Genomic DNA, 22,878 nt, shown 5'->3' with positions numbered 1-22,878 from the left:
AACGACAGCGCCCGAGCAGGCGCGAAGAAGGAGCTGCATCATGATTTTGCGCCCGGTTCAAATGACCGACCTGCCCGCTTTGCTGGATTTGGTACAACGGGCCGGCCCCGGGTTCACCTCCCTGCCGGCCAACGAGGATCGCCTGGCCCACAGGGTGCGCTGGGCCCAGCGCACCTTCGCCGAACAGGTCGAGCGCGCGGATGCCGACTACCTGTTTGTGCTCGAAGACGATGATCAGCAAGTAGTCGGCGTCAGTGCCCTGGTCGGGGCAGTCGGCCTGCGGGAGCCCTGGTACAACTACCGGGTCGGGCTCACGGTCAGTTCATCGCCGGACCTGGGCATTCAGCGCCAGATTCCCACGTTGTTCCTCAACAACGAAATGACCGGGCAATCGGAAATCTGCTCGCTGTTTCTGCGGCACGACCAACGCCATGGCAGTAATGGTCGATTGCTGTCATTGGGGCGTCTGCTGTTCGTTGCCGAGTTTCCCCACCTGTTCGGCGACAAGCTCATAGCCGAACTGCGCGGCAGTGCTGACGAGCAAGGCTGCTCACCGTTCTGGGACAGCCTGGGCCGACACTTTTTCAAGATGGATTTCAGCCACGCCGATCACTTGTCGGGGCTGGGCAATAAATCATTCATCGCAGAGCTGATGCCGCGTCAGCCGCTCTACACCTGCCTGCTTACCGAACAGGCCCAAGCGGTGATCGGCAAGCCCCACCCAAACACCGAACCTGCGCTGAAGATCCTCACCGCCGAGGGCTTTGCCCATAAGGGTTACATCGACATCTTCGACGCAGGCCCGGTGATCGAAGCCCCAGTGTCGAGAATCCGCGCGGTGCGCGACAGCCAATCACTGGTCCTGACCATCGGCACGCCCGACGATCAGGCCCCGATGTGGCTGATCCACAACCGTCGCCTGGAAAACTGCCGCATCACCACCGCCCAGGCGCGAATGGTAGGCAACAGTCTGGTGATCGACCGCCTCACCGCCAAACGCCTGCAACTGCAACCCGGCAACTCGGTGCGCGCCGTGCCGCTGCGCAACCGACAGCAGCAAGCGGTGGCGGCGTGAGCTGTAGCCGCTGGCGAAGCCTGCGTTCGGCCTCGGGCCGCGTTCTGACGTAGCAGTTATAAAACCTGCTAACCCGGTCTTTCAGACTGATCGTCGATTAATCATGACTTCCGATCAAGCGTGCCTATCGGATGGTGAGCGCTTCGCACTCGAACGCAGCCTTCGGCAGCTGCTACGTAGGCTGGTGTGAAGGTCAGAATTGGTGTAAATCCAGATTAACGGGCCCCGGTCGCTGTTGACCAGGCGATTCGTTTCGTTGGTCAAAAATCGTTACCTTCACCCCCGGCCTGTTACGAACAGCCTGACATTGTCAAAAACTGCACCCCCCTCCGAAATCTTCAACCTCAACAAACACATCCAAAAACAACTAACAACACCAACTTACAACTACAAAATTGCCTTTATCACAAGGTATCCACATACTCAAAAAACACCAATAAACACCACAACCAAAAGCCTTATGATTAGAACTTTAATTTCCAAGAAGCTGACACCAACCGAAGTAACCACTCTCATTAAAACATCAAACATGACAGCGGAAATCAAAGACCTGATCAACAACTTGAACATTCAACCAGCATTCACAAAAACCATTGCTCGACGTGCAGCGATCATGAACATCACCAACCCGCACACAGGGAACATCACACTGCACTGCACCGAGATCGGCAATATCAGCATCAAGGCGCCGCACGTCCAATCAATACCGTCGCCGCTGTACTCGGTTCCTGGACAATCCATTTTGTTTGCGATTAACAAACAGTCGTTCATCGTCCATCGATATACCGTTGAAGCGGATCGACTAATAGTGAAAGACGCCGTCGTCGTTGATGAAAGCAACCCACTGTCTATTGATGGTACACAGACACTCTACGATTGCGACCCAACGGGCCAAGGGCACAATGCATTTATCGGCAGCATCAATCTGCCAGACAGAAGTGCAGACATCAGTGTGTTTGACCGTACCTCATTGCGCAAAATCGCCTGGTTCCCGCATGACGATAGCGCCGCACGCTATCTGGTGAGTCTTGAACTACTGGAAGCCGCCGAGGATCCCGGGGCCAAGAAAGTGGCAGAAGAATTGATTTATCACTACCACCCCGCTGTTGCGTGGAAGGCGTTTCAGGTGCTTTACCAAGCCGATCAGGAGGCCGCACTAAATTACATGCCGCTATTAAGAAACCTGCAAAGCCGTCGCCTTGATCATTTGCTCGATCAGTTCGAGGAATCGGCATGAAACTGAAGACATTTATTGAGCGCATGTCTGCTTACGATCTGCTGCGAAACAAACCAGAAATCATTAACGATCTACGTCAACTGGCGACAAACCGCACGTTACTGAGCGAACACCTTTACACCACCATTCAGCGCGAAGGCTTCAGTACAAGCAACAATCTTTACAGCACTTATGCATTTGTACTGCATTACAATGAATTGTTTACTGTTCGCTTGGGATTCTGGTCGCCAGTTAAGTCACAAGACGAAAACGAAACGTTCATCTACAACCTGAACCACACCCACGACTTTGAGCTTTACGCGGTGGGCTATAGCGGTGATGGCTATACAACCGTCACACGAAGAATACTTGATGATGCACCGCTACGAGTTGGGACAAGACCCGCACTGAGTGAAGAGCGACGGCTTAAACTTTCGCCCGGCGAAGTCCTGCACATGCTTCCACGGCAAGAGACGCACAAGCAACTTCCACCCCGAACAATGTCCGCATCGCTAAGTTTGCTAATTCACCCTCAGCGCTCGGTTAAAAACGAAGAGGCCTGGTGCTTCGACGAAAACCATGTGCCGACTCACCCCGGAATTGCTACGCAGGAAACAGCACTCTTTGAAAATGCGCTGTCACTCCTTAACGATGAGTAGTCATTCGCTACCCCAAAACACCAAAGGAAAACATATGAACAAGCCCATGAACAGCTGGAACGAAACCCCACTGCTGCGCGCAGGTACCAACGTGATCAATACTCCGGTCAAGACCACGATGGAAGCACCATGCTCCACTTTCACTCTTCGATATAACGTGGGCAATATCCACGAAATCAAACAAATCTGGAGCGTGCCAGCCAAAGACTGAAGACGCTCGTAGTAACGCACTACCTGGCTGCAGACCGACTAGGTCTGCAGCCTTTTTTTTTGAATCCAGAAATGGCATCGACAAAAATACCGCTTATCTCCGACAAATTCGTCATCATCCTTTACCCGCCCGCGTGATAGCCTTTTGTTCCTTCGGCGTTGACACTTTTGCTCAAGCCCTTCCATTCCTTTATATGGTGGAACTCGTATGTCCAGGCTTTCTCATCAAGATTTGCGCCGTAATTTCCGTCAACTGCTCGCTTCCGACACCTGCTACCACACGGCCTCTGTCTTCGATCCGATGTCGGCACGCATCGCCGCCGACCTGGGTTTTGAGGTGGGAATCCTGGGTGGTTCGGTGGCGTCGTTGCAGGTATTGGGCGCTCCCGATTTTGCGTTGATTACCCTCAGTGAGTTCGCCGAACAGGCCACCCGCATCGGACGAGTGGCGCAATTGCCGGTCATTGCCGACGCCGACCACGGCTACGGCAACGCGCTCAATGTCATGCGCACCATCGTCGAACTCGAACGCGCCGGCGTGGCCGCCCTGACCATCGAAGACACCCTGCTGCCGGCGCAATTCGGTCGCAAGTCCACCGACCTGATCACGGTCGCCGAAGGTGTCGGCAAGATCCGCGCGGCGCTGGAAGCCCGGGTCGACTCGGAAATGGCGATCATCGCCCGCACCAACGCAGGGATCCTGCCGGTCCAGGAAATCATCAGCCGCACCCAGCATTACCAACAGGCCGGGGCCGACGGGATTTGCATGGTGGGCGTGCAGGATTTCGATCATCTGGAACAGATCGCCGAACACCTGAGCGTACCGCTGATGCTGGTCACCTACGGCAACCCGCTGCTGCGCGACGACAAACGCCTGGCCGAATTGGGCGTGCGAGTCACCATCGACGGCCATGGCGCCTACTTCGCAGCGATCAAAGCCACTTATGACAGCCTGCGTGAACAACGCCAGATTTTCACCCAGGCCTCCGACCTGAACGCCACCGAACTGACGCATACCTATACGCAGCCGGAGGATTACATTCTTTGGGCCAAGGAATACATGAGCGTCAAAGAGTGACGGCACAAGCGCCCTCACCACAGCGCTCGCGCGTCTGTGGCGAGGTTGAGGTCAAGCCATGTGCGCTTCTTTCGATTCGACCTCTGGCGCCACCTCAAACCGATCCGCCAGAAACGGCGTGATATCCAGCGGCAACGGCTCGTTATTCACCAGTTTGTCCAGCAACACGCCGGTAATCGCCGAGGTCAGGATGCCGGTGCGGAAATGTCCGCAGGCATTGAGGTAACCCTGCACCCCTTTCATTGGCCCGAGAATCGGCAGTTCGTCCGGTGAGCCCGGGCGCAATCCGGCCCAGCAACGCTTCAGGTTGATGTTGGCGAGTTCCGGAATGCAGCGCACCGCGCCTTGCACCAGGCCGCTGATTTCCGGGTAGGTGGTGGTCACGTCGAAACCTTTGTCTTCGGTGGTGCTGCCGATCAGGACTTCGCCATTGTCTTTCTGCGCAACGTAACAGTCGCTGGTGGTCAGGCAACCGCGCAGGATCTTCGGCATACGCTCGGTCAGCAGGATCTGGCCCTTCACCGGTTTCACCGGTATGCGAATGCCGGTGGCCTGCTCACTGAGGTCGGCGGCCCAGGCACCGGTGGCGTTGATCAGCGTATCGCAACGGAACACGCCCGCCTCTGAGGTCTGCACGCCAGTGACCTGCGAGCCGTGGTGCAGCACGCCGGTAACATTGGTGTTGAAATACAGATCCACGCCGTTTTGCCGCGCGCCTTCGGTGTAGGCATCGGCCAGGCGGAACGGGCTGACTTGATGGTCGCAAAGAAACTCCAGCGCCCCCCTCGCCTCATGGCTGACGCTCGGCTCGGCTTCGCGCAGTGCCGCTTGATCGAGCCAGCGCACCTGATCCGCCAAGTGCGGAATGCACGCCACGATGTGCTCGGCGTAGAGCCGGTCTTCGTCGTCGTAGATCACGAATTTCAAGCCGGTCTTCTCGAACTTGAAATCCATTCCGTGATTGTCCCGCAGCTCCCGGTGCAAATCCGGGTACATCGCGTTGGACTGCAAGGCGAACTCGAAGAACGACTGCGGCAAGATGTGCGGCGTGCTGGCATCCACCGCCACGGCCGCCCCCTGGGCTTCACGCTTGCGATTGGCCGACATCATGCGGAAGAAAATCACCCCGCAGCCCAGGCCTACCGACTCGCCGATCGCCCACAAGCCACCGGCCGAGGCCCGGGTCGCGTTGCCGGGACGCTTGGCGTCGATCAGCGCCACTTTCAGGTGTTTGCGCTTGGATAACTGATAGGCGCAGGACGCCCCGATCACACCGCCGCCGGCGATGATCACGTCGTAGAACTTACTCATGGCTAGCAGCCTCCGTGCCGACAGACTGGAATGCTGAAAAAGGAATCGGGTCGACGGGAAAGCGCGGTCGCAACCAGCCCACATCTTGCCGCCCGGTGGCTTCGCGCAAACGGTCGGTGCAATAACCGACGCACATCCGCCCCTGACAGTCGCCCATGCTCACACGGGTACGCATTTTCAGGCTCGCCAGGTCTTGCACACCCTGCTCCAGCGCCCGATCGATATCGGCGCGGGTCGCATGCTCGCAGCGGCAGATCACCGTGTCGGCGGCCGGTAATGCGGTCTGCCCGGCACCGCGTGCGGTGTAACGGTCGACGGCGGCGCGAAAGCGCACGATGGACTTGAGTTTCGACAGGTAGCGGTCACGTCTGACCCGCGCCAGCTCCGCGTCCAGCACGTCACGTTGCAGCAGGATCGACACTGCTGCGATTCGTCCCGCGAGCATCGCCGCCTCGCCACCGCGAATGCCGCCCATGTCACCGGCCAGGTGCACATGCGGTTCGCTGCTTTGCTGCCAGACATTGGCGCTGGCCCGCAGGTAGCCGTCATCGCTGAAACTGTGGTCCAGGCCCATTTGCTGACTGAGTTGGGTACGTGGAATGAAGCCGTAGCCGACCGCCAGAGTCTGCGCGGCAATCCGTTCGGCGCGGCTCAGGTCCGGCTCCCAGGTGCTGGAGTACGGCGCGACGGTCACTGATTTCAACTCTCCCTCGCCTTGAGCCTCGACCACGCCCCAGCCATAGTGCATGGGGATACCGTGCAGTTTCAGGTACGCGAGCATGCTCAAACCGTCGAGGAACAACTGCGGTTTATTCAATAGTGCGAGGCTTTCCCGGGCGATCTTGCCGAACGCGCACGCCTCGTAGACTCCGGCGACGCTCACCCCCGAAGCGTGCAGTTGGCAGGCCACCAGCGGCAACAGCGGACCGGTGCCAGTAATCACCACCGGCCCCTGCGGTTGAACGACGCCGCTCTTGATCTGCAGTTGCAAGCCACCCAGCAGAATCACGCCGGGCAAGGTCCAGCCGGGGAACGGTACGCTGCGCTCATGGCAACCGGCAGCTAGCAACAGCTGCGGGTATTCGACCTCCTGTAAACGCTCATTGACGTCCAGTACCACCAGCGCCCGAGTACCTTCGGCGCCGACCACGCGGTGGTTCAAACGCACGTCGATCAGGCCCGACTGCTCCTGGTATTGTCCATGCAGTTTGGCCAGCGCCTCCGAATAGCGCGGCCCCAGATAATCCAGCTGAACGTTATCGCGCAAGGGGCCGCGATAAACCACCCCGCCCAGGCGCGAAGCTTCTTCAAGCAAGGTACAACGCACACCATGGCGCGCCAGTTCAATGGCCGCGGCCATGCCCGCCGGCCCACCGCCGACGATCACCGGATGCAGGCTCATAGAACCTCCTGCCCGGCGATACGGTTGACTCGGGTTTCGATGCTCATGCCCTCACGCACGATTGTCTGGCAGGCGCGACGTTTGTGCCGGCCATCGATTTTCACCAGGCAGCATTGGCACACGCCCATGCCGCAATAGGCACCGCTGATTTGATCGTGATCGTTACGGGCTACCTGGCGAATGCCCAGTGATTGAATGACCGTCAGGACGGTTTCGCCAATGGCGGCGCTGACGGTTTGACCATTGATGCGCACAGTCATATCCGCCCGCACCAGTGGCTGAATATCGAAGGATCGGTTTATGGGTTGCATTGCAGTTGTTCATCCGTGAAAGGTTCAGGTGAGATTCTTCAGCTCCATGCTGCACTACACCTTGCGGGCCACCTGACTAATAACAACGAGAAGGTCTGCACTGGTACTTCGACAGCGCATCAGCTGCGCGTTCAAGCACTGTAGTCGACACCGCAGGATGGGGCTGGATATTTCATGTTAGGAGATATCGCTGACGGAAATATTGATCCAGGCCAGTGAAAACACCTTTGTCCTGGCAGACTCGCTCCCGCAGGAGGTATGGGGGGGGCAAAAAACGTCTAAACATACAAGCGAGCCTGCTCGTGAAGACGGCATGACGGAACGCCGGGAAAGAATTACTTGCGCTTGTAACTCTTGTTGCCGCTGGGCGTGAGGCAATACACCCCGCCTCTTGGCCCGGTGCAAAACGTACCGGTGCCACAGGCGCAACCATCGGTTTCCTGCAATAGCGTCTGCGGTCGCGCCTGGCTTTTAGTGCCAAACATCGCCGAACAGCTTTTCTTTGAACCGCTGATGGAGCCGTCATTGCACAGGAACAGATCGCCGTCGCAACGATCAATACCACCCTTCTTCCCGGAACACGGCGTGTTGGCAGCCCAGGCGGATGAGCCGAACAGGCACACCAACAACAGAAATATTGGCATCCAGCCACGAACCATTAAAGTGCGCACAGTACAACTTCCCTTTAGAGTTATGGCCGGATGATATTAACGTCCTGTCGGGCTCACGAGGCAATATGAAAGTTAATTTAAAAAACCGTGGGTAATTCTTGGCAAAATGCTCGCAACTTCGTAATGAACCGATTATCAGGCAAGCCTATGACCCGCATCTTGACCATCGAAGACGACGCCGTGACCGCCCGGGAAATCGTCGCCGAACTGAGCAGCCACGGCCTTGAGGTGGATTGGGTCGACAATGGCCGCGAAGGCCTGGAGCGCGCCGTCAGCGGCGACTACGACCTGATCACCCTCGATCGCATGCTGCCGGAGCTCGACGGCCTGGCGATTGTCACCACCCTGCGCACCATGGGCGTGGCCACGCCGATCCTGATGATCAGCGCCCTCTCCGACGTCGATGAACGCGTGCGTGGCTTGCGCGCCGGTGGCGACGATTACCTGACCAAACCGTTCGCCACCGATGAAATGGCCGCCCGGGTCGAAGTCTTGCTGCGCCGGCAGAACACCGTGACCGCCCAGGCCACCACGTTGCGCGTGGCCGATCTTGAGCTGAATCTGATCAGCCACGAGGCCAGCCGCGACAGCCAGTTACTGACGCTGTTGCCCACCGAGTACAAGTTGCTGGAATTTCTGATGCGCAACACCGGGCAGATTCTGTCGCGGATGATGATTTTCGAAGAAGTCTGGGGTTATCACTTCGACCCCGGCACCAACCTGATCGATGTGCACATCGGCCGTCTGCGCAAGAAGATCGACCCGCCAGGCAAAGTCCCACTGATACGGACCGTGCGAGGCTCGGGTTATGTCATTGCTGAACCCGTCTAAAGGCTGGCGTTCCTCCAGCAGCCGCTTGCTGGCCCTTTACAGTTCGCTGTTCGTGGCCTGGAGCGCGATTCTCATGGGGGTCATGTATTACGAAGTGTCCAGCTACCTCGACACCCTCGCCAAACACTCGCTGATGCAACGTCAACATCTGTTTTCACGGTTTCAGGGCGACCAACTGGTAGACGCCCTCGCCGCCAGCATGACCTTCGACATTCGCGGCATCGATGCCTATGGCCTGTTCGATGGCCAGCAGCGCTATCTCAGCGGTGCCTTGCGCCAGATCCCCGAAGGCCTGCCGCTGGACGGCAGGATTCATATGCTCGGTGACTGCGTCGAAGCCGACGACCCGACCCTGCCCGCCGACAGCTGCGACGCCGTGGCAACCCGGACCCTGGACGGGCGCTGGCTGGTGCTGGTGCGGGACAACGGTTCGTTGTTTGCCGTGACCCGGATCATCCTGCACGCGCTGTTGTGGGGCGTATCGCTGACGATTCTGCCGGGCATCGCCGGCTGGCATTTATTGAGACGGCGGCCGCTGCGGCGGATCAGGGCGATCCAGGCCAGCGCCGAAGCCATCGTCGCCGGCGACCTGACCCGGCGCCTGCCACTGTCCGATCGCCGTGACGAACTGGACATGCTCGCCGCCATCGTCAACGCCATGCTCGAACGCATCGAGCGCTTGATGCATGAGGTCAAGGGCGTGTGCGACAACATCGCCCATGACCTGCGCACGCCGCTCACCCGCCTGCGGGCGCAGCTGTACCGGATTCAACAGCAGGCCGATGAAGGATCGACGCTGGCGGTGCAACTGGACTCCGTGCTCGGAGAGGCGGATACCTTGATGGCGCGTTTTCGTGGTTTGCTGCGGATTTCCGAGCTGGAAGATCGCCAGCGTCGTTCGGGTTTCGTGCAGCTGGACCCCGTACCGTTGCTGCAAGAACTGCACGATTTTTACCTGCCGCTGGCGGAAGAAGGCGAACTGACCTTTGAACTGCAGATGCCCGAATCCTTGCCCGGGCTCAACGGCGACCGTGCTCTGCTGTTTGAAGCCGTGGCGAATCTTCTGAGCAACTCGATCAAATTCACCCCGCCGGGTGGCCGGGTGATTCTGCGTGGGGTAAATGATGCTGGGCATACACGCATCGAAGTGATCGATTCCGGCCCCGGGATTGCACTGGCCGAGCGCGAGGCGGTGTTTCAGCGTTTCTATCGCACCGAAGGCGGTAACTCGCACAGCGGTTTCGGGCTGGGGTTGTCGATCGTCGCGGCGATCATCAGCCTGCATGGGTTTACGCTGGAAGTGGGCGACAGCGAGCTGGGTGGCGCGCAGTTGATGATCGACTGCCGGCAGAGCCTGATTCCCCAGGCTTGAGACCTTGCTCGTGTTTAACCGTGAAACAGGCTTGTTTAAGCGCCTTCATGGATACTTCCTGAAAGCTACAAAACCTTGCGTCGTTGCCTACGGCTGCGCCAGAGTCCGCCGGCTTGTGCGCCTTGGGGCCGCTCGGTAACTTGATCCCGTCACTGCCCATCAGTGATCGGGTTTAGTCGCCCGGCTAAGGTAAAGCGGTCGCACGAGCATCGTCAGTCAGGTATTCGCCTGTACTTTATGGCAGCTGTGCGCAAGGCGTCTTCGGACGCGCCGGATTTTGCTTTTCCTTGCCGGTCGACTAACTTGCGCACGGCTGCCACCCTCGTTTAGTCGCGAGATGGTTGCGGCCCCAGAGGCGACGGCCGAAACCCTGGCGTTGTTTTTGGTCGAGACCCTGGCCTCAGTCGACGTGATGGTCCACCAGTTGGTGGATCACCTGGAGGGTGAGTCGCGCTATGCCCTGCTGGGTATTTCCAACAGCATCATGGTGGCGGAGATCACCGCGAACCGGGTGCTGGATAAGATTGATCTGCCCAAGTAGGTGCCTCTTGCCGTGGCGAGCGGGTAACTGACGCTGTACAGCCGAACGCCGCCTTTGGCAGCTGCTACACAGAATGCGACGCGGCTGAAATGACTTAAGTGAACCGCATTACCCTGTGGGAGCGGGCTTGCCCTCGATAGCGCACTGCCAGACAACGTCAATGTTGACCGGAACGCAGCCATCGCGGGCAAGCCCGCTCCCACAGGACTTTCCTGAGTCAGCAGGAACTCAATACCCCGGAACCTCACGCAAAAACTCTGACAGGTCGGTGATCGGCGGTATGGCCGGTATCTCGAAGTACATCTGGATCACCCAGCCCCGGTGATAGCTGGCGTGGTTGACCACATGCAACAGCATGGCGCCGGCGCTCATGACCCCGCTTTCCCCCGACATGGAGGTGAATTCGATGGGTTTATCCAGCGAGTCCTCAGTCTGGGCCGAGCTCCAGCCACAGAACCATTGATCGATCTCCTGTTGTGCCATGCGCAGCTCGGCGAGCTCGGTATGAAGCAGGTCGTGGGAGGTTTTGAAGTCGTGCCCTCGCCCCTCCAGGTGAGCTTGCCAAATGCAGTCCATCACGTAGGTGTGGTTCAAGGCGCCGATCATGTTATTGAATACCGACACCCGTTTGCGATTGAGTTCCTCCGGTGGCAGCGCCATGAGGCTGTCGAAGAGTCGCTGATCGGCCCAGCGCTTGTAATCGGCGAGCATGCGGGCAGTGCGTACGTTGATCATCAGAGTTCTCCCATAGCGATGGGCGCATTGCCAAGAATAACCCTCGCAGCTGGTTGCAGCCTAAACCCTGATCATCGGTTGCCCCGCACGACTTTGTAGCAGCTGCCGAAGGCTGCGTTCGGCTGCACAGCAGTCGCTAAACCATACGCTGCGGGTGGGTCAGATAAACCACGTGCGCAGGATTCACGACTGCTGCGCAGCCGAACGCAGGCTTCGCCAGCTGCTACAGAGTTTCATTGCGAATTAAACGCTGCACCACCCGTTCGGCCAGCGCCAGGCAACTGGTCAGCCCCGGCGATTCGATGCCGAACAAGTTAACCAAACCCGGTACGCCGTGAACGTCCGGGCCGCTGATGATGAAGTCGGCGGCCGGCTCGGTCGGCCCGCTGATTTTCGGGCGAATACCACTGTAGGCCGGTTGCAGACTGCCATCGGGCAACGCCGGCCAGTAGCGCCGGATCGCCTGATAGAAGCCTTCGCCACGATGGGGGTCGACGCGATAATCGATCTGCTCGACCCATTCGACATCCGGTCCGAAACGCGCCTGACCGCCCAGGTCCAGGGTCATGTGCACGCCCAGCCCGGCGCTTTCCGGCGCCGGATAAACCAGATGCCGGAACGGCGCCGGACCGCTGTAACTGAAGTAGCTGCCCTTGCACAGCCAGGCTTTTGGAATGTGCCGCGCCGGCAAGCCTTCGATCCGGCTCGCCACCTCAGGCGCGGACAATCCCGCGCAGTTGATCAGTTCACGACAACTCAAGGTCATCGACTGAGCTCCACCCATGTGCAACTCAAAACCTTGCTCGGTGCAACGGGCCGACTCCAGCGGTGTATGGAAGGCCATCGAGGTGCCCCGGGCTTCGGCGTCAGCCTGAAGCGCCAGCATCAAGGCGTGGGAATCGACAATCCCGGTGGATGGCGACCAGAGCGCAGCGACACACAATAACGCCGGCTCAAGCGCCCGTGCCTGACCGGCATCCAGCAATTGCAGGTCATCGACACCGTTGCGCCGGCCTTGCTCCAGCAACGCCTGCAAGGCATGGCGCTGACGGTCATCGGTGGCCACGATCAGCTTGCCGAGGCGCCGGTAATCGACGCCGCGCTCATCGCAGAAGGCATACAGGCGTTGCTTGCCCTCCACGCATAATTGCGCCTTGAGACTGCCGCTCGGGTAATAGATCCCGGCGTGGATCACTTCCGAATTGCGTGAACTGACGCCCACGCCAATCCCCTCGCCCGCCTCCACCAGGATCACTTCTCGCCCGGTCCGTGCCAGGGCTCTGGCCACCGCCAGCCCGACCACGCCAGCCCCGATCACCACGCATTCGATATCGACGCTCACCCGTTTTTTCCACTCACTCAAACCAAACCTGGGAGAGATAATCGATCAGGCTGGAGAATATCGCCAGTCCATGACCATGAGTTGCATGGATCTGTGCAGGGGGCTCGGTGTTCGAATCGTCAGGGAACTCCTGACCACCGCCAGGCATCCAAATTTATGTGTTACTTCTTTTACGCTTCACGCTTCGGAGGACGCCGTCATGCGCCGTCTGTTTCTCATCTCTTCGCTAGTGCTTTGTTTGCCCGTTGGTTCGGCCATGGCCGATGTAGATGCAAAAGATGTCGCCACCTCAGCCGGGATCTCCGCATCGCTGTACTCAACGTTCAAGGATCACAAAATGGTCGTTCCCGCCCGGGATGACGCCTCCAGTTTTGTCGCCAGTGGAGGTACGATCCGTGGCGTTTACCTGGAATCGGTATTGAAGGAAATTCGGCAAAATCATCCCGGCCTGAAGGCCAGCGATGAAGACTTGGCCAGAGCGATCCTCGTTCAGGATGGTGTGCCAGCGGCTAACTGATGTCTCAAACGTAAGCGGTAGGTCCAGGGGGCGTTCTCTATGGGGTTCCTCGCCCCCTGACAGCCTATCTTGCTTCAGCGCTGCCCTTCTCGACCCCTGCGGACAAACGTGCCCAATTGGCGACCAACTGCGCGCTGATGCTGACGCCACCGCACACCACAATCACCACGTCATGCGCCTCGGCAATCGCAGGATGGTCGAGGTAGGCAATTGCCAATGAAACGCCGCACGCCGGTTCGACCAACTGGCGCAAGTCGTTGGCGTAACGAACCACGCCCATGATCGCCTCATCATCGCTGAGCACCACGCATTCATGCGGGAAATCAAGGATGTGCTGCACCGGCCAGGCGGCCACTTGCGCGGCGCCGAGTGACGTGGCGACGGTGTCGATGCGCGGCAGTCTGACGGGATGGCCGGCAGCTATGGCAGCGGCGAACGACGCCGCACCCTGGGTTTCGCACGCAACAATCCGACAATCCATGCGCTGATGACGGATCAGGCCGGTGAGCAGGCCCGCCAGCAAACCGCCGCCCCCCACAGATGTCACCAATGCATCGACCTGAGGACAGTCCTCTAGGATTTCATCGATCATCGTGCTGTGCCCTTCCCACAGCACCGGGTGATCGAAAGCAGGCACATATTCTGTGTCTGCGCCCTGCGCGAGTTCTTTCGCCCGTTGATTGGCCTCATCCCAGACCTTGCCATGAACAATCACCTCGGCACCGGTTTTCCTGATCCTGGCGCGGGTGGTTTCCGGGGTGGTATTCGGCACTACAATGCAAGCTTTCAGCCCAAGACTGGCGGCAGCCACGGCCGTGGCCAGACCGGCATTGCCACCGGAAGGACAGACAACCTTGCGCTTGCCCTGCTCCGCCGCCTGACTGCACAGCAGCCCCATGCCGCGCAGTTTGAACGAGCCGCTGGGTTGCAGGTTTTCCAGCTTGAGCCAGATCCGCCGAGTCGGAATCGACAGACCCGGGTGCAGAATCAGGGGCGTTCTGATGTGAAGCATCGTGTGTTCCTTGTGACAGCACCAGCGCGTTGAGGTCTTTCAACGAACCGGGAGTGAACGGGCAGACTCATCCTTATCCAAGCTTAGTTCACCCGGCTCGACGACTACCGCTCTCATAACGGGCTGCCCTCTACACTGGTGATATGCCCTTTTTGCGAAATCAGTCATGAAAATCTCAGCCAGACTCGCGTTTTTCATCCTCGTTTCCACCCTTGCGTACCTCGCTCTCGCGGTGTTCGGACTGGGTGGGTTGGCGGCTTTTTTCTCGCATCCGTCACTGGTGGTCATTGCGCTTGCCACCCTCGTGATGGCGATCGTGTCTTTGTTCAGTGAAGGTAATTTGAGCTCCGGTGTACGTGAAGACCGGGCCAATCGCTGGGTGCTGCCGGTTTTCGGGGTGATCGGGTTATTGAGTGGGTATCTGCCGGCCTACACCGACCGGATCGACTTCTGGACCTTCGGGGGCGAGGGCTTGCGCTGGCTGGGCGCGCTGCTGTTCATCGGCGGTGGCGCACTGCGGATGTGGCCGGTGTTTGTACTGGGCAAACGCTTCAGCGGCCTGGTGGCGATTCAACCGGGGCACCACCTGGTCACCGACGGGATTTATCGGAACCTGCGCAACCCCAGCTACCTGGGGCTGCTGATCAACGGCGTGGGCTGGGCGCTGGCCTTTCGTTCCGGCGTCGGGTTGCTGCTGGTGGCGCTGATGTTGATACCGCTGATCGCCCGCATTCGCTCTGAAGAAGCGCTGTTACGCACGCAGTTCGGCAGCGAATACGACGCTTATTGCGCCCGTAGCTGGAGATTGATACCAGGGATTTACTAAAAACAAACCCACATTATTAGGGCGCGTATCGATTATAAAAAGTGTAGACGGATCAGGTTATTGGCATCCACACAGCCCGCGACCAAGTCATAACTGGCCAATGTGGCATGCGTGGTCTGAAGTGGATGGACATGGGTCGCGGTGATGACCATGACGCGGGCACCCGCCGCTTCGCCCGCGCGAATACCGGCGTCGGCGTCTTCGAAGATCAAGCATTCGGCAGGATCCACTTGCAGTCGACGAGCCGCCAGCCGATAGCCCGCAGGGTCTGGTTTGCCGGCGCTGACGTCTTCTGCGGTGACCATCACTTCGGGTTCGGGAATACCGGCCGCCGCCATCCGGCGCAGGGCCAGCGCCCGTGGTGCGGAGGTGACGATAGCCCATTGGTTGGCGGGCAGTGACTGCAAGAAACTCGCTGCACCGGGCACCTCGACAACCCCTTGCACATCATCGATTTCCGCTTCGGTGATCCACGCGGCTTCAGCTTCAGCGTCCACCCCGGGCAACGCCAGACGGTTGATCGTGTCGATGGCGCGAACGCCATGAATGGTCGGCAGGAAGCTGTCGACATCGACACCATGGCGCACGGCCCAGGCGGTCCAGATCCGCTCGGCGGCGGCAATGGAGTTGAGGACGGTTCCGTCCATATCGAACAGGAAGGCGCGGTATGACCTGTTGAACAGGGGTGTTTGAACAGACAAAAGGGAGACTTCCTTCCGCAAGAACCAGGCAAATGTTGTCAGGTAATGTACACCACCCGCTAAGGGGTTCGGTGCGACAGCAAGGCGTTTTGCACACAATCGAGCAACTGCCCCACCGCCCAGGGTTTCTTGATGAACGAAACCGGATGCTTGACCCCGGAGCTTTTCGGAGTTTCGAAGCCGGACATGATCATGATCGGTTTGTCTGGCCAACGGTCGCCAAACTGATTGGCCAGGTCCGCGCCATTGAGTTTTCCCGGCATGGTGATGTCCGTCAGCAACAGCCCCACCTCCGGCGCGTGCTGCTCCAGAAACTGCGAAGCCGCATCCGCGCTGATCTGTGGTTGAACCGCAAAGCCTTCCTCCTGAAGAATTTCGCAAAGAAATTCCAGGATCAACGGGTCGTCCTCAACCACAAGAATCAAACCGTCAGACAAATGCGTGCCCGCCGCCGATACTGGACTCATCACTGTGCCACTCCCTGATTGTTTCAATGTTTGCGCGGGCTCAAATCCGCCTCCTGTTTCAGGTATGAGCAGCACAGTTCGCGGAAATTCATTTTTGATACGGTTGTCTTGGAGATTCTCTGTTCAGACCGCCAAACACGACCGTTTGTCAGCGCGTAATTGTGGTTAAAATGCCGCCCCTTCTACTTTGCCGACCTTGCCCGATGAATCCAGACGCCCTTTCCATCCTCCATGACCATCTGCTGACAGCGCTTGCGGCCGTCCCCGCCGAAACCCGTCGGCTGTTTCACGGCCGTGGGCGCTGCTGGCCGGGGCTGGAGCAATTGACCGTCGACTGGCTGCAGGGCGTGGTGCTGGTCTGCGTGTTCAAGGAGCCGCAAGCGTCGCAACTGGATGATTTGAAGCAGCGACTGATGGCGATCACGCAGGCGCCTGCGTGGAAAGCCTCAGGCGCGCATACCTTGCTGCTGCAACATCGCTATTTGCAGGAAAGCACCACCGAATGGCTGCTCGGGGAGCCGATCGAGGAGATGACGATCACCGAGGGCGGCCTGCAGTATCGCGTGGACCTGGGCCGCAAACAGAACACCGGCCTGTTTCTCGACATGCGCTACGGCCGCGATTGGGTGCGGGCCAATGCTGACGGCAAGCGGGTGCTGAACCTGTTTGCCTATACCTGCGGGTTTTCAGTGGCCGCCATCGCGGGAGGCGCTACGCATGTGGTCAACCTGGACATGTCCCGCGCGGCCCTGAGCCGTGGTCGCGACAACCACCGGCTCAACGGCCATGACTTGAGCAAGGTGAGCTTTCTCGGCCATGACCTGTTCAAGTCCTGGGGCAAAGTGATCAATAGCGGCCCTTATGATCTGGTGATCATCGACCCACCCTCCTTTCAGAAGGGCAGTTTTCTGCTGACCAAGGATTATCAGCGCGTACTGCGCCGTCTGCCGGAGTTGCTCAGCCCTCAGGGTACGGTGCTGGCCTGCATGAATGATCCGGCCTTTGGCGCGGACTTCCTCATCGACGGCGTCACTCGCGAAGCACCGAGCCTGCGGTTTGAGCAACGGTTGGAGAATCCGCCGGAGTTTCCCGATGCCGATGTTGAGTGCGGGTTGAAAGCGTTGGTGTTCAGACAGGGGTAATTGAAGATCCAAAGGTCAACGCGGCTGCAACACCAGCGCGAACAACTCGCCATGCCCGTTGACGTTGAGTTTGTGGTAAAGATTGCGCCGATGCACCTTCACCGTTTCCGGGGAAATACCCAGTTGCTGGGCGATGGCTTTGCTGGAAAAGCCCTGGAGGATCAACCGCGCCGTCTCGACTTCGCGCCCCGACAAACGTGCGTCGAAGCGGTCCAGCAGGGTCGCCAGATCGCCGGCCACGGCCTCGGCGGTCGGCCCTTCCGGGGGGCGCAGTTGCAGGTGACGGCGCATGGCCGCCAGCACCCAGTCGCGTACGCACAGCAGACGACCCTGCTCCTCAAGAGTGAACGCCGTCGAGCGCCCCAGCGATAAACCGAGTACCGCACCGTTGACGTTGACCATGAACTGCAACTCATCGCTACCCACCACCGAGCGGAAGTAGCTCAGGTAATACTCGCTCTGCTGAAACTGGTCGGGGGCCACCGACGCCAGGCTGTGCAAGCCATCGGCAATACCGGCACATGCGGCCTGGTAGAACGGATCGAGCAAATACATGCCGGCGCTGTAGTCCGCCAACTCCTCATCCTCATCGGCGCCGCCCTTGGCATCGAAGTCGATCAGCAGCCGCGGCACCCGCCCTGGCCGCATCACTGCGACCAACGCGTTATCCAGTGGTACCAGTAGCCGCAAGGTGTCCACCAGCGCTCGCCAGAAACCTTCCTGCCCCAATGTGCCAAACACCCGCGCCAGTCCCTGGTGCATCGGCAATTCTTTGAGCAACGCGTCCACGCCCTACCCCTTTTGAGTAACCCATGATGGGAATGGGTGAGTACCTCGCATGCCGATACGCTGCAAGCACCTGATCATAACCGGCCTGCAGCAGGCCAGGAGTGCCGCATCATGAGTTGTCACCGTTCGCATATCAACCTGGGACTGAGCGCCTGCTTGTGCGCTTCGCTGTCGGCAGTCGCCGCCGACAACCCCACCGTGCACGTCTACAACTGGTACGACTACATCGGCCCCACCACCCTGCAGGATTTCAAGCGCGACACGGGGATCCAGCCGGTTTACGACACCTTCGACAGCGCCGAAGTCCTGGAAGGCAAACTGCTGACCAGCCGCAGTGGTTATGACGTGGTGGTGGCCAGCAACTTCAGCCTGCCGACCCTGATCAAGGCCGGTGCGCTGGCACCACTGCCCCGGGCGCAAATGCCCGGTTTCAAAAACATGGACACCGACCTGTTGGCGAAACTGGCCAACAACGATCCGGGTAACCAGTACGCCGTGCCGTATCTGTGGGGCACGAACGGCATCGGCTACAACGTCGACAAAGTCCTCGCCGCACTAGGCGACAAGGCGCCAGTGGACTCCTGGGATCTGGTGTTCAACGAAGCGAACCTGGCCAAGCTTGGCGACTGCGGCGTGGCCATGCTCGACTCGCCTTCGGAGATGCTGCCGGTCGCGCTGCATTACCTGGGCCTGCCGCCCAACAGCACCGACCCCGAGGACTACAAGAAAGTCCAGGCGCTGCTGCTCAAATTGCGCCCGCACATCGCCTACTTCAACTCCTCCAAATTCATCAGCGACCTGGCCAACGGCAACATCTGCGTGGCGGTGGGCTGGTCTGGCGCGATGCTGGAAGCCAAGGCCAACGCCGAGCAGGCGGGTAATGGCGTGAAGATCGCCTACAGCCTGCCGAAGGAAGGTGCGCCGGTGTGGTTCGACACCTTGGTGCTGCTCAAGGACGCCCCGCATCCGCAGCAAGGCGTGGCATTCATCGACTACTTGATGCGCCCCGACGTCATCGCCCCGGTCAGCGACCATCTGTCCTACCCCAACGGCAACCGCAGCGCGACCAGCCTGGTGACCGAGGCAACCCGCAACAACCCTGCCGTTTATCCACCGGCCGAGGCCATGGCCAAGCTGTTCACCCTGGAGCCCTTGCCGAAGGCGACCGAGCGCGTACGCACGCGCGTCTGGAGCATGGTGAAGAACGGCCAGTAAACCTCGCGATCCAAACCGCAACGCATTTTTTGTAGCAGCTGTCGAGCAGCGCGAGGCTGCGTTCGGCGGCGCAGCCGTCGTAAAACCAGAACTCGCGGTGCGTCAGGCCGACCGCGTCAGCCGGATTCACGACGGCTTCGCCGCCGAACGCAGCCTCGCAGGCTCGACAGCTGCTACGGCCGAACACGGCGTTCGGCAGCTGCTACTGGAACGGTCGATAAGCCGCCTTTTTTGAACGAGTTGAAGATGAGAGAAACAATGAAACCACGTGCCCGCGATCTGAACATTCAGTTTGGCCAACTGCAACCCGGCCCCCTCAACGCCATCACCGATGTGCCCGGCGTACGGGTCGGCCACAGCAATGTGCGCGGGCGAACCGCCAATGGCCGCGATATTCACACTGGCGTCACGCTGATCGAACCCCGTGCCGGTTCCACCAATCAACAACCATGCTTCGCCGGCGTCCACGTACTCAACGGCAATGGCGATGCCACGGGGCTGGAGTGGATTCGCGAGGCCGGCCTGCTGACCAGCCCGATCGCCTTCACCAACACCCATAGCCTGGGTGTGGTGCGCGATGCGCTGATTGTTCTGGATCGTCAGGACCAGCCCGACGACGGGCGTCTTTATTGGAACATGCCGGTGGTCCTGGAAACGTTCGACGGTTTGCTCAGCGACATCAACGGCTTTCATGTACACCCTGAACATGTGGCCGAAGCTTTGCGCACAGCGGTCGGCGGCCCGGTCATCGAAGGCGCCGTGGGCGGCGGCAGCGGGATGATCTGTCATGAATTCAAGGGCGGGATCGGCACCTCGTCGCGACAGCTGAACCCAGCGCAGGGAGGCTGGACCGTCGGTGCGATTGTCCAGGCCAACCATGGCATTCGCAACGAATTACGCGTCGATGGATATCCGGTGGGACGGTATATGGAACAGGTCGATTCGCCGTTCCTCAAAGCCGCCCTGCCGCATCCGGGCATGGGCTCCATCGTCGTCTGCCTGGCCACCGATGCGCCGCTTTTGCCGCACCAATGCACACGCCTCGCGCAACGCGCCAGCCTCGGCCTGGCCCGCACCGGCGGCGGCAACGAAGACCACAGCGGCGACATCTTCGTGGCCTTCGCCACCGGTAATCAACACGTGCCGCCGGCCGCTTATCAAGGCAAAGGCGCACCCACCTGCGACCACCTGAGCATGGTCAACAACGACCACATCAGTGAACTGTTCCTGGCCGCCACCGAAGCCGTGGAAGAAGCGATCATCAATGCCCTGCTCGCCGCCAACACCACCGAAGGCAACGGTCATACAGTGCCCGGTCTGGACGCCGACACCTTGCTCAAGGCGTTGCGCCGGGCTGGTTGGCCAGGGGCAGCAGACTAATGGTACTTGAGTGCTAACTCGCGACTTTCTACGATAATGGTACGCAGCGGTTGGAGGTTTAAACCGTTGCGTAAGTGGTGGGTGAACTGAACCCCAATAAGCCCACCACTTGTTTCATGCGCATCTTGAGCCTCTCGGCTCTACTTCCTCCCCATCAAAGAGCTTTGAGGCTCTTTTTTTGTCTGTAAAAATTCCAGCGCCCTAAAGACCTGCGGACCGGCCTCAGACCCCTCCAGGCTGTCAGCGCAATGCCACCTATACTCAAGCCACCTTCCCCGCGCTACCCACAATAAAAAGCAGAGGTGGAACATGGTCTGGCAGCAAATCTACGACCCCTTCGGTAACCCGGTGCTATCAACCCTCATGGCGGCGACGCCGGTGGTGGTGATGCTGGTTTCCCTGGCGTTTTTCCACATCAAGGCGCATCTGGCGGCGTTGTTGGCCCTGGGTTCGGCCTTGCTGATCGCGATTTTCGCCTTCGGCATGCCCGCGAACATGGCGGGCTCGGCCGCACTGTTCGGCGCCGCCAACGGTCTGTTGCCGATTGGCTGGATCGTGCTCAACATTATTTTCCTGCATCGGCTGACCACCGAGAACGGCTCGTTCAAAGTGCTGCAAGACTCCCTGGCGCGCATCACCGACGACCGACGTCTGCAATTGCTGCTTATCGCCTTCTGCTTTGGTGCTTTCTTCGAAGGGGCCGCCGGTTTCGGCACTCCCGTGGCGGTAACCGGGGCCATTTTGATCGGGTTGGGTTTCTCGCCCCTGGCCGCGTCTGGCCTGGCGTTGATCGCCAATACCGCGCCCGTGGCGTTCGGTGCACTGGGCACGCCCGTCATCACCCTGGCCAAAGTGACCGGGCTGGATGAAATGGAGTTGTCGATGATGGTCGGTCGGCAGTTGCCGTTCTTCTCGGTGATCGTGCCGTTCTGGCTGATCTGGGCCTTCGCCGGATGGCGCAAGATGCTGGAAATATGGCCGGCGATTCTGGTTGCCGGCGTCAGCTTCGCCATACCGCAATTCCTCGTCTCCAACTACCACGGGCCGATGCTGGTGGATGTGATCGCGGCGCTGATTTCCATGGCCTGCCTGACCGGTTTCCTCAGGGTCTGGAAACCGGCCACCGTGCATACCTCTGCCGCCCTTTCAGGGCGAGTCGACCACTCCAAAATAGCCGAGGAGCATGACCAAAAACCCGTCGCTAGCGCGACCTTTGCCAGCGATGCAAAACCCGCGGTTATGCGCGCCTGGATGCCGTGGATCATCCTCACGGTGTTCGTTTTCGCCTGGGGCACCCAGGGCTTCAAAAACCTGTTCGATACCCGCCCGGCCATGGATCCGCAAACCCACTCGGCCAAGCTTGATCCGCAGGGCAAACCGATGCGCGAGGCCAACCCGATCTTTGCCCCGAGCGTGACCTTCACCACGATTCATCAACAGATCGAGAAGGTCCCGCCGGTGGTGCCCGCACCGAAAGCCGAGGACGCGATCTACAAGTTCACCTGGTTCACCAGCACCGGTAGCGGCATCTTGCTCGCGGCGATCCTCGGCGGGCTGCTGATGGGGTACTCAATCCCGCAACTGCTGCACCATTACCTGCGAACGCTGTGGGTAGTGCGCTATTCGCTCACCACCATTGTGGCGATGCTCGCCCTGGGTTTTCTCACCCGCTATTCGGGCCTCGACGCCACCATGGGCCTGGCCTTCGCCGCAACGGGCATTTTCTACCCGATGTTCGGCACCCTGCTCGGCTGGCTCGGCGTGGCCCTGACCGGCTCGGACACGGCCTCCAACGTGCTGTTCGGCGGCTTGCAACGGGTGACCTCCGAGCAACTGGGCCTGAGCCCGGTGCTGATGGCCGCCGCGAACAGCTCCGGCGGGGTCATGGGCAAGATGGTCGACGCCCAGTCGATCGTGGTCGCGTCCACCGCCACCCGCTGGTACGGCCATGAAGGGGAAATCCTGCGCTACGTGTTTTTCCACTCCGTGGTGCTGGCAATTCTGGTCGGCGGGCTGGTGACGTTGCAGGCGTATGTGGCGCCGTTCAGTCATATGGTGGTGGGCGGGCACTGATC

General features: G+C 59.7%; 23 protein-coding genes and 1 pseudogene. 14 read left to right on the top strand and 10 right to left on the bottom strand.

The window, feature by feature from the left end; translation table 11 throughout:
* Positions 1–40: 40 nt before the first annotated feature.
* From astA to AC30D7_RS03350, 5 genes are all read left to right on the top strand, one after another.
* Positions 41–1,075: an arginine N-succinyltransferase gene (gene astA, locus AC30D7_RS03370; protein ID WP_490133033.1), complete on the top strand. Its 1,035-nt coding sequence runs from the start codon at positions 41–43 to the stop codon at positions 1,073–1,075.
* A gap of 256 nt (positions 1,076–1,331) precedes the next feature.
* Positions 1,332–2,312 carry a hypothetical protein gene (locus AC30D7_RS03365; protein ID WP_490133032.1) on the top strand — a complete coding sequence of 327 codons (981 nt, stop codon included), beginning with the start codon at positions 1,332–1,334 and terminating at the stop codon, positions 2,310–2,312.
* The gene (locus AC30D7_RS03360) at positions 2,309–2,950 is read left to right on the top strand and encodes a transposase (RefSeq protein WP_490133031.1); all 642 of its coding nucleotides are present in this window, start codon (positions 2,309–2,311) and stop codon (positions 2,948–2,950) included. The genes AC30D7_RS03365 and AC30D7_RS03360 overlap by 4 nt, the downstream gene beginning before the upstream one ends.
* Positions 2,951–2,984: 34 nt before the next feature.
* Positions 2,985–3,161 carry a hypothetical protein gene (locus AC30D7_RS03355; RefSeq protein ID WP_490133030.1) on the top strand — a complete coding sequence of 59 codons (177 nt, stop codon included), beginning with the start codon at positions 2,985–2,987 and terminating at the stop codon, positions 3,159–3,161.
* 207 nt (positions 3,162–3,368) lie between these two features.
* Positions 3,369–4,238 (top strand): isocitrate lyase/PEP mutase family protein, encoded by an 870-nt coding sequence (locus AC30D7_RS03350; protein ID WP_490133029.1) that lies wholly within the window; start codon positions 3,369–3,371, stop codon positions 4,236–4,238.
* A gap of 51 nt (positions 4,239–4,289) precedes the next feature.
* Here the strand turns inward: AC30D7_RS03350 and hcnC are convergent, their stop codons facing one another.
* From hcnC to AC30D7_RS03330, 4 genes are all read right to left on the bottom strand, one after another.
* The gene (gene hcnC / locus AC30D7_RS03345) at positions 4,290–5,549 is read right to left on the bottom strand and encodes a cyanide-forming glycine dehydrogenase subunit HcnC (protein ID WP_490133028.1); all 1,260 of its coding nucleotides are present in this window, start codon (positions 5,547–5,549) and stop codon (positions 4,290–4,292) included.
* The gene (hcnB, locus tag AC30D7_RS03340) at positions 5,542–6,951 is read right to left on the bottom strand and encodes a cyanide-forming glycine dehydrogenase subunit HcnB (RefSeq protein WP_490133027.1); all 1,410 of its coding nucleotides are present in this window, start codon (positions 6,949–6,951) and stop codon (positions 5,542–5,544) included. Before hcnB ends, hcnC begins: the two co-directional genes overlap by 8 nt.
* The gene (locus AC30D7_RS03335) at positions 6,948–7,262 is read right to left on the bottom strand and encodes a (2Fe-2S)-binding protein (RefSeq protein WP_490133026.1); all 315 of its coding nucleotides are present in this window, start codon (positions 7,260–7,262) and stop codon (positions 6,948–6,950) included. Before AC30D7_RS03335 ends, hcnB begins: the two co-directional genes overlap by 4 nt.
* Positions 7,263–7,597: 335 nt before the next feature.
* Positions 7,598–7,921 carry a YdcA family protein gene (locus AC30D7_RS03330; RefSeq protein WP_007934993.1) on the bottom strand — a complete coding sequence of 108 codons (324 nt, stop codon included), beginning with the start codon at positions 7,919–7,921 and terminating at the stop codon, positions 7,598–7,600.
* 159 nt (positions 7,922–8,080) lie between these two features.
* On the opposite strand from AC30D7_RS03330, the gene AC30D7_RS03325 reads away from it, so the two are divergent.
* The 3 genes and pseudogenes from AC30D7_RS03325 to AC30D7_RS03315 form a co-directional block, all read left to right on the top strand.
* Positions 8,081–8,764 (top strand): response regulator transcription factor, encoded by a 684-nt coding sequence (locus AC30D7_RS03325; RefSeq protein WP_490133025.1) that lies wholly within the window; start codon positions 8,081–8,083, stop codon positions 8,762–8,764.
* On the top strand, positions 8,742–10,136 hold the full coding sequence (locus AC30D7_RS03320; RefSeq protein ID WP_490133024.1) for a sensor histidine kinase: 1,395 nt from the start codon (positions 8,742–8,744) through the stop codon (positions 10,134–10,136). Before AC30D7_RS03325 ends, AC30D7_RS03320 begins: the two co-directional genes overlap by 23 nt.
* A gap of 343 nt (positions 10,137–10,479) precedes the next feature.
* Positions 10,480–10,677 (top strand): annotated as a pseudogene (locus tag AC30D7_RS03315) (DUF6124 family protein); the annotation flags it as partial.
* Between the two features lie 228 nt (positions 10,678–10,905).
* On the opposite strand, the gene AC30D7_RS03310 reads toward AC30D7_RS03315, so the two are convergent.
* Both AC30D7_RS03310 and AC30D7_RS03305 read right to left on the bottom strand, forming a co-directional pair.
* Complete coding sequence (locus AC30D7_RS03310; protein ID WP_490133023.1) at positions 10,906–11,412, bottom strand: DinB family protein; 507 nt, start codon at positions 11,410–11,412, stop codon at positions 10,906–10,908.
* A gap of 223 nt (positions 11,413–11,635) precedes the next feature.
* Positions 11,636–12,754, bottom strand: a complete 1,119-nt coding sequence (locus tag AC30D7_RS03305) for an NAD(P)/FAD-dependent oxidoreductase (RefSeq protein ID WP_490133022.1) — start codon at positions 12,752–12,754, stop codon at positions 11,636–11,638.
* A 199-nt stretch (positions 12,755–12,953) separates the two neighbouring features.
* On the opposite strand from AC30D7_RS03305, the gene AC30D7_RS03300 reads away from it, so the two are divergent.
* Positions 12,954–13,271, top strand: coding sequence for a DUF2388 domain-containing protein (locus AC30D7_RS03300; RefSeq protein ID WP_490133021.1), 318 nt, complete (start codon positions 12,954–12,956; stop codon positions 13,269–13,271).
* Between the two features lie 64 nt (positions 13,272–13,335).
* On the opposite strand, the gene AC30D7_RS03295 is transcribed toward AC30D7_RS03300, so the two are convergent.
* Entirely contained in the window at positions 13,336–14,283 is a 948-nt protein-coding gene (locus AC30D7_RS03295) for a pyridoxal-phosphate dependent enzyme (RefSeq protein ID WP_490133020.1), read from the bottom strand.
* Between the two features lie 166 nt (positions 14,284–14,449).
* Between AC30D7_RS03295 and AC30D7_RS03290 the strand changes: the two genes are divergently transcribed.
* Positions 14,450–15,109: a methyltransferase family protein gene (locus tag AC30D7_RS03290; RefSeq protein WP_490133019.1), complete on the top strand. Its 660-nt coding sequence runs from the start codon at positions 14,450–14,452 to the stop codon at positions 15,107–15,109.
* 32 nt (positions 15,110–15,141) lie between these two features.
* On the opposite strand, the gene AC30D7_RS03285 is transcribed toward AC30D7_RS03290, so the two are convergent.
* Both AC30D7_RS03285 and AC30D7_RS03280 read right to left on the bottom strand, forming a co-directional pair.
* Positions 15,142–15,810 carry an HAD family hydrolase gene (locus AC30D7_RS03285; protein WP_490133018.1) on the bottom strand — a complete coding sequence of 223 codons (669 nt, stop codon included), beginning with the start codon at positions 15,808–15,810 and terminating at the stop codon, positions 15,142–15,144.
* 59 nt (positions 15,811–15,869) lie between these two features.
* Positions 15,870–16,277 (bottom strand): response regulator, encoded by a 408-nt coding sequence (locus AC30D7_RS03280; protein WP_490133017.1) that lies wholly within the window; start codon positions 16,275–16,277, stop codon positions 15,870–15,872.
* Positions 16,278–16,480: 203 nt separating this feature from the next.
* On the opposite strand from AC30D7_RS03280, the gene AC30D7_RS03275 reads away from it, so the two are divergent.
* The gene (locus AC30D7_RS03275; RefSeq protein ID WP_490133016.1) at positions 16,481–17,419 is read left to right on the top strand and encodes a class I SAM-dependent methyltransferase; all 939 of its coding nucleotides are present in this window, start codon (positions 16,481–16,483) and stop codon (positions 17,417–17,419) included.
* 15 nt (positions 17,420–17,434) lie between these two features.
* On the opposite strand, the gene AC30D7_RS03270 is transcribed toward AC30D7_RS03275, so the two are convergent.
* Positions 17,435–18,208 carry a helix-turn-helix transcriptional regulator gene (locus AC30D7_RS03270; RefSeq protein WP_490133015.1) on the bottom strand — a complete coding sequence of 258 codons (774 nt, stop codon included), beginning with the start codon at positions 18,206–18,208 and terminating at the stop codon, positions 17,435–17,437.
* Positions 18,209–18,319: 111 nt separating this feature from the next.
* Here AC30D7_RS03270 and AC30D7_RS03265 point away from each other — a divergent pair, with 111 nt between their 5' ends.
* The 3 genes from AC30D7_RS03265 to AC30D7_RS03255 all read left to right on the top strand — a co-directional run bounded on the left by AC30D7_RS03265 (position 18,320) and on the right by AC30D7_RS03255 (position 22,876).
* Positions 18,320–19,423 (top strand): polyamine ABC transporter substrate-binding protein, encoded by a 1,104-nt coding sequence (locus tag AC30D7_RS03265; protein ID WP_490133014.1) that lies wholly within the window; start codon positions 18,320–18,322, stop codon positions 19,421–19,423.
* Positions 19,424–19,681: 258 nt separating this feature from the next.
* On the top strand, positions 19,682–20,803 hold the full coding sequence (locus AC30D7_RS03260) for a DmpA family aminopeptidase (protein WP_490133013.1): 1,122 nt from the start codon (positions 19,682–19,684) through the stop codon (positions 20,801–20,803).
* Positions 20,804–21,112: 309 nt separating this feature from the next.
* Complete coding sequence (locus AC30D7_RS03255) at positions 21,113–22,876, top strand: L-lactate permease (protein WP_490133012.1); 1,764 nt, start codon at positions 21,113–21,115, stop codon at positions 22,874–22,876.
* The last annotated feature ends 2 nt before the right edge of the window (positions 22,877–22,878 follow it).

It is taken from the genome of Pseudomonas sp. DF5 (assembly GCF_058148225.1).
The sequence above is the reverse complement of the archived record's forward strand: the minus strand, read 5'-3'. Positions and strand labels throughout refer to the sequence as shown.

Bases quoted from the DNA above. Each gene is read 5' to 3' on its own strand.
- astA (WP_490133033.1), top strand. From the start codon at position 41: ATGATTTTGCGCCCGGTTCAAATGACCGACCTGCCCGCTTTGCTGGAT.
- AC30D7_RS03360 (WP_490133031.1), top strand. From the start codon at position 2,309: ATGAAACTGAAGACATTTATTGAGCGCATGTCTGCTTACGATCTGCTG.
- AC30D7_RS03355 (WP_490133030.1), top strand. From the start codon at position 2,985: ATGAACAAGCCCATGAACAGCTGGAACGAAACCCCACTGCTGCGCGCA.
- AC30D7_RS03350 (WP_490133029.1), top strand. From the start codon at position 3,369: ATGTCCAGGCTTTCTCATCAAGATTTGCGCCGTAATTTCCGTCAACTG.
- hcnC (WP_490133028.1), bottom strand. From the start codon at position 5,549: ATGAGTAAGTTCTACGACGTGATCATCGCCGGCGGCGGTGTGATCGGG.
- hcnB (WP_490133027.1), bottom strand. From the start codon at position 6,951: ATGAGCCTGCATCCGGTGATCGTCGGCGGTGGGCCGGCGGGCATGGCC.
- AC30D7_RS03335 (WP_490133026.1), bottom strand. From the start codon at position 7,262: ATGCAACCCATAAACCGATCCTTCGATATTCAGCCACTGGTGCGGGCG.
- AC30D7_RS03330 (WP_007934993.1), bottom strand. From the start codon at position 7,921: ATGGTTCGTGGCTGGATGCCAATATTTCTGTTGTTGGTGTGCCTGTTC.
- AC30D7_RS03325 (WP_490133025.1), top strand. From the start codon at position 8,081: ATGACCCGCATCTTGACCATCGAAGACGACGCCGTGACCGCCCGGGAA.
- AC30D7_RS03320 (WP_490133024.1), top strand. From the start codon at position 8,742: ATGTCATTGCTGAACCCGTCTAAAGGCTGGCGTTCCTCCAGCAGCCGC.
- AC30D7_RS03310 (WP_490133023.1), bottom strand. From the start codon at position 11,412: ATGATCAACGTACGCACTGCCCGCATGCTCGCCGATTACAAGCGCTGG.
- AC30D7_RS03300 (WP_490133021.1), top strand. From the start codon at position 12,954: ATGCGCCGTCTGTTTCTCATCTCTTCGCTAGTGCTTTGTTTGCCCGTT.
- AC30D7_RS03295 (WP_490133020.1), bottom strand. From the start codon at position 14,283: ATGCTTCACATCAGAACGCCCCTGATTCTGCACCCGGGTCTGTCGATT.
- AC30D7_RS03290 (WP_490133019.1), top strand. From the start codon at position 14,450: ATGAAAATCTCAGCCAGACTCGCGTTTTTCATCCTCGTTTCCACCCTT.
- AC30D7_RS03280 (WP_490133017.1), bottom strand. From the start codon at position 16,277: ATGAGTCCAGTATCGGCGGCGGGCACGCATTTGTCTGACGGTTTGATT.
- AC30D7_RS03275 (WP_490133016.1), top strand. From the start codon at position 16,481: ATGAATCCAGACGCCCTTTCCATCCTCCATGACCATCTGCTGACAGCG.
- AC30D7_RS03265 (WP_490133014.1), top strand. From the start codon at position 18,320: ATGAGTTGTCACCGTTCGCATATCAACCTGGGACTGAGCGCCTGCTTG.
- AC30D7_RS03260 (WP_490133013.1), top strand. From the start codon at position 19,682: ATGAAACCACGTGCCCGCGATCTGAACATTCAGTTTGGCCAACTGCAA.
- AC30D7_RS03255 (WP_490133012.1), top strand. From the start codon at position 21,113: ATGGTCTGGCAGCAAATCTACGACCCCTTCGGTAACCCGGTGCTATCA.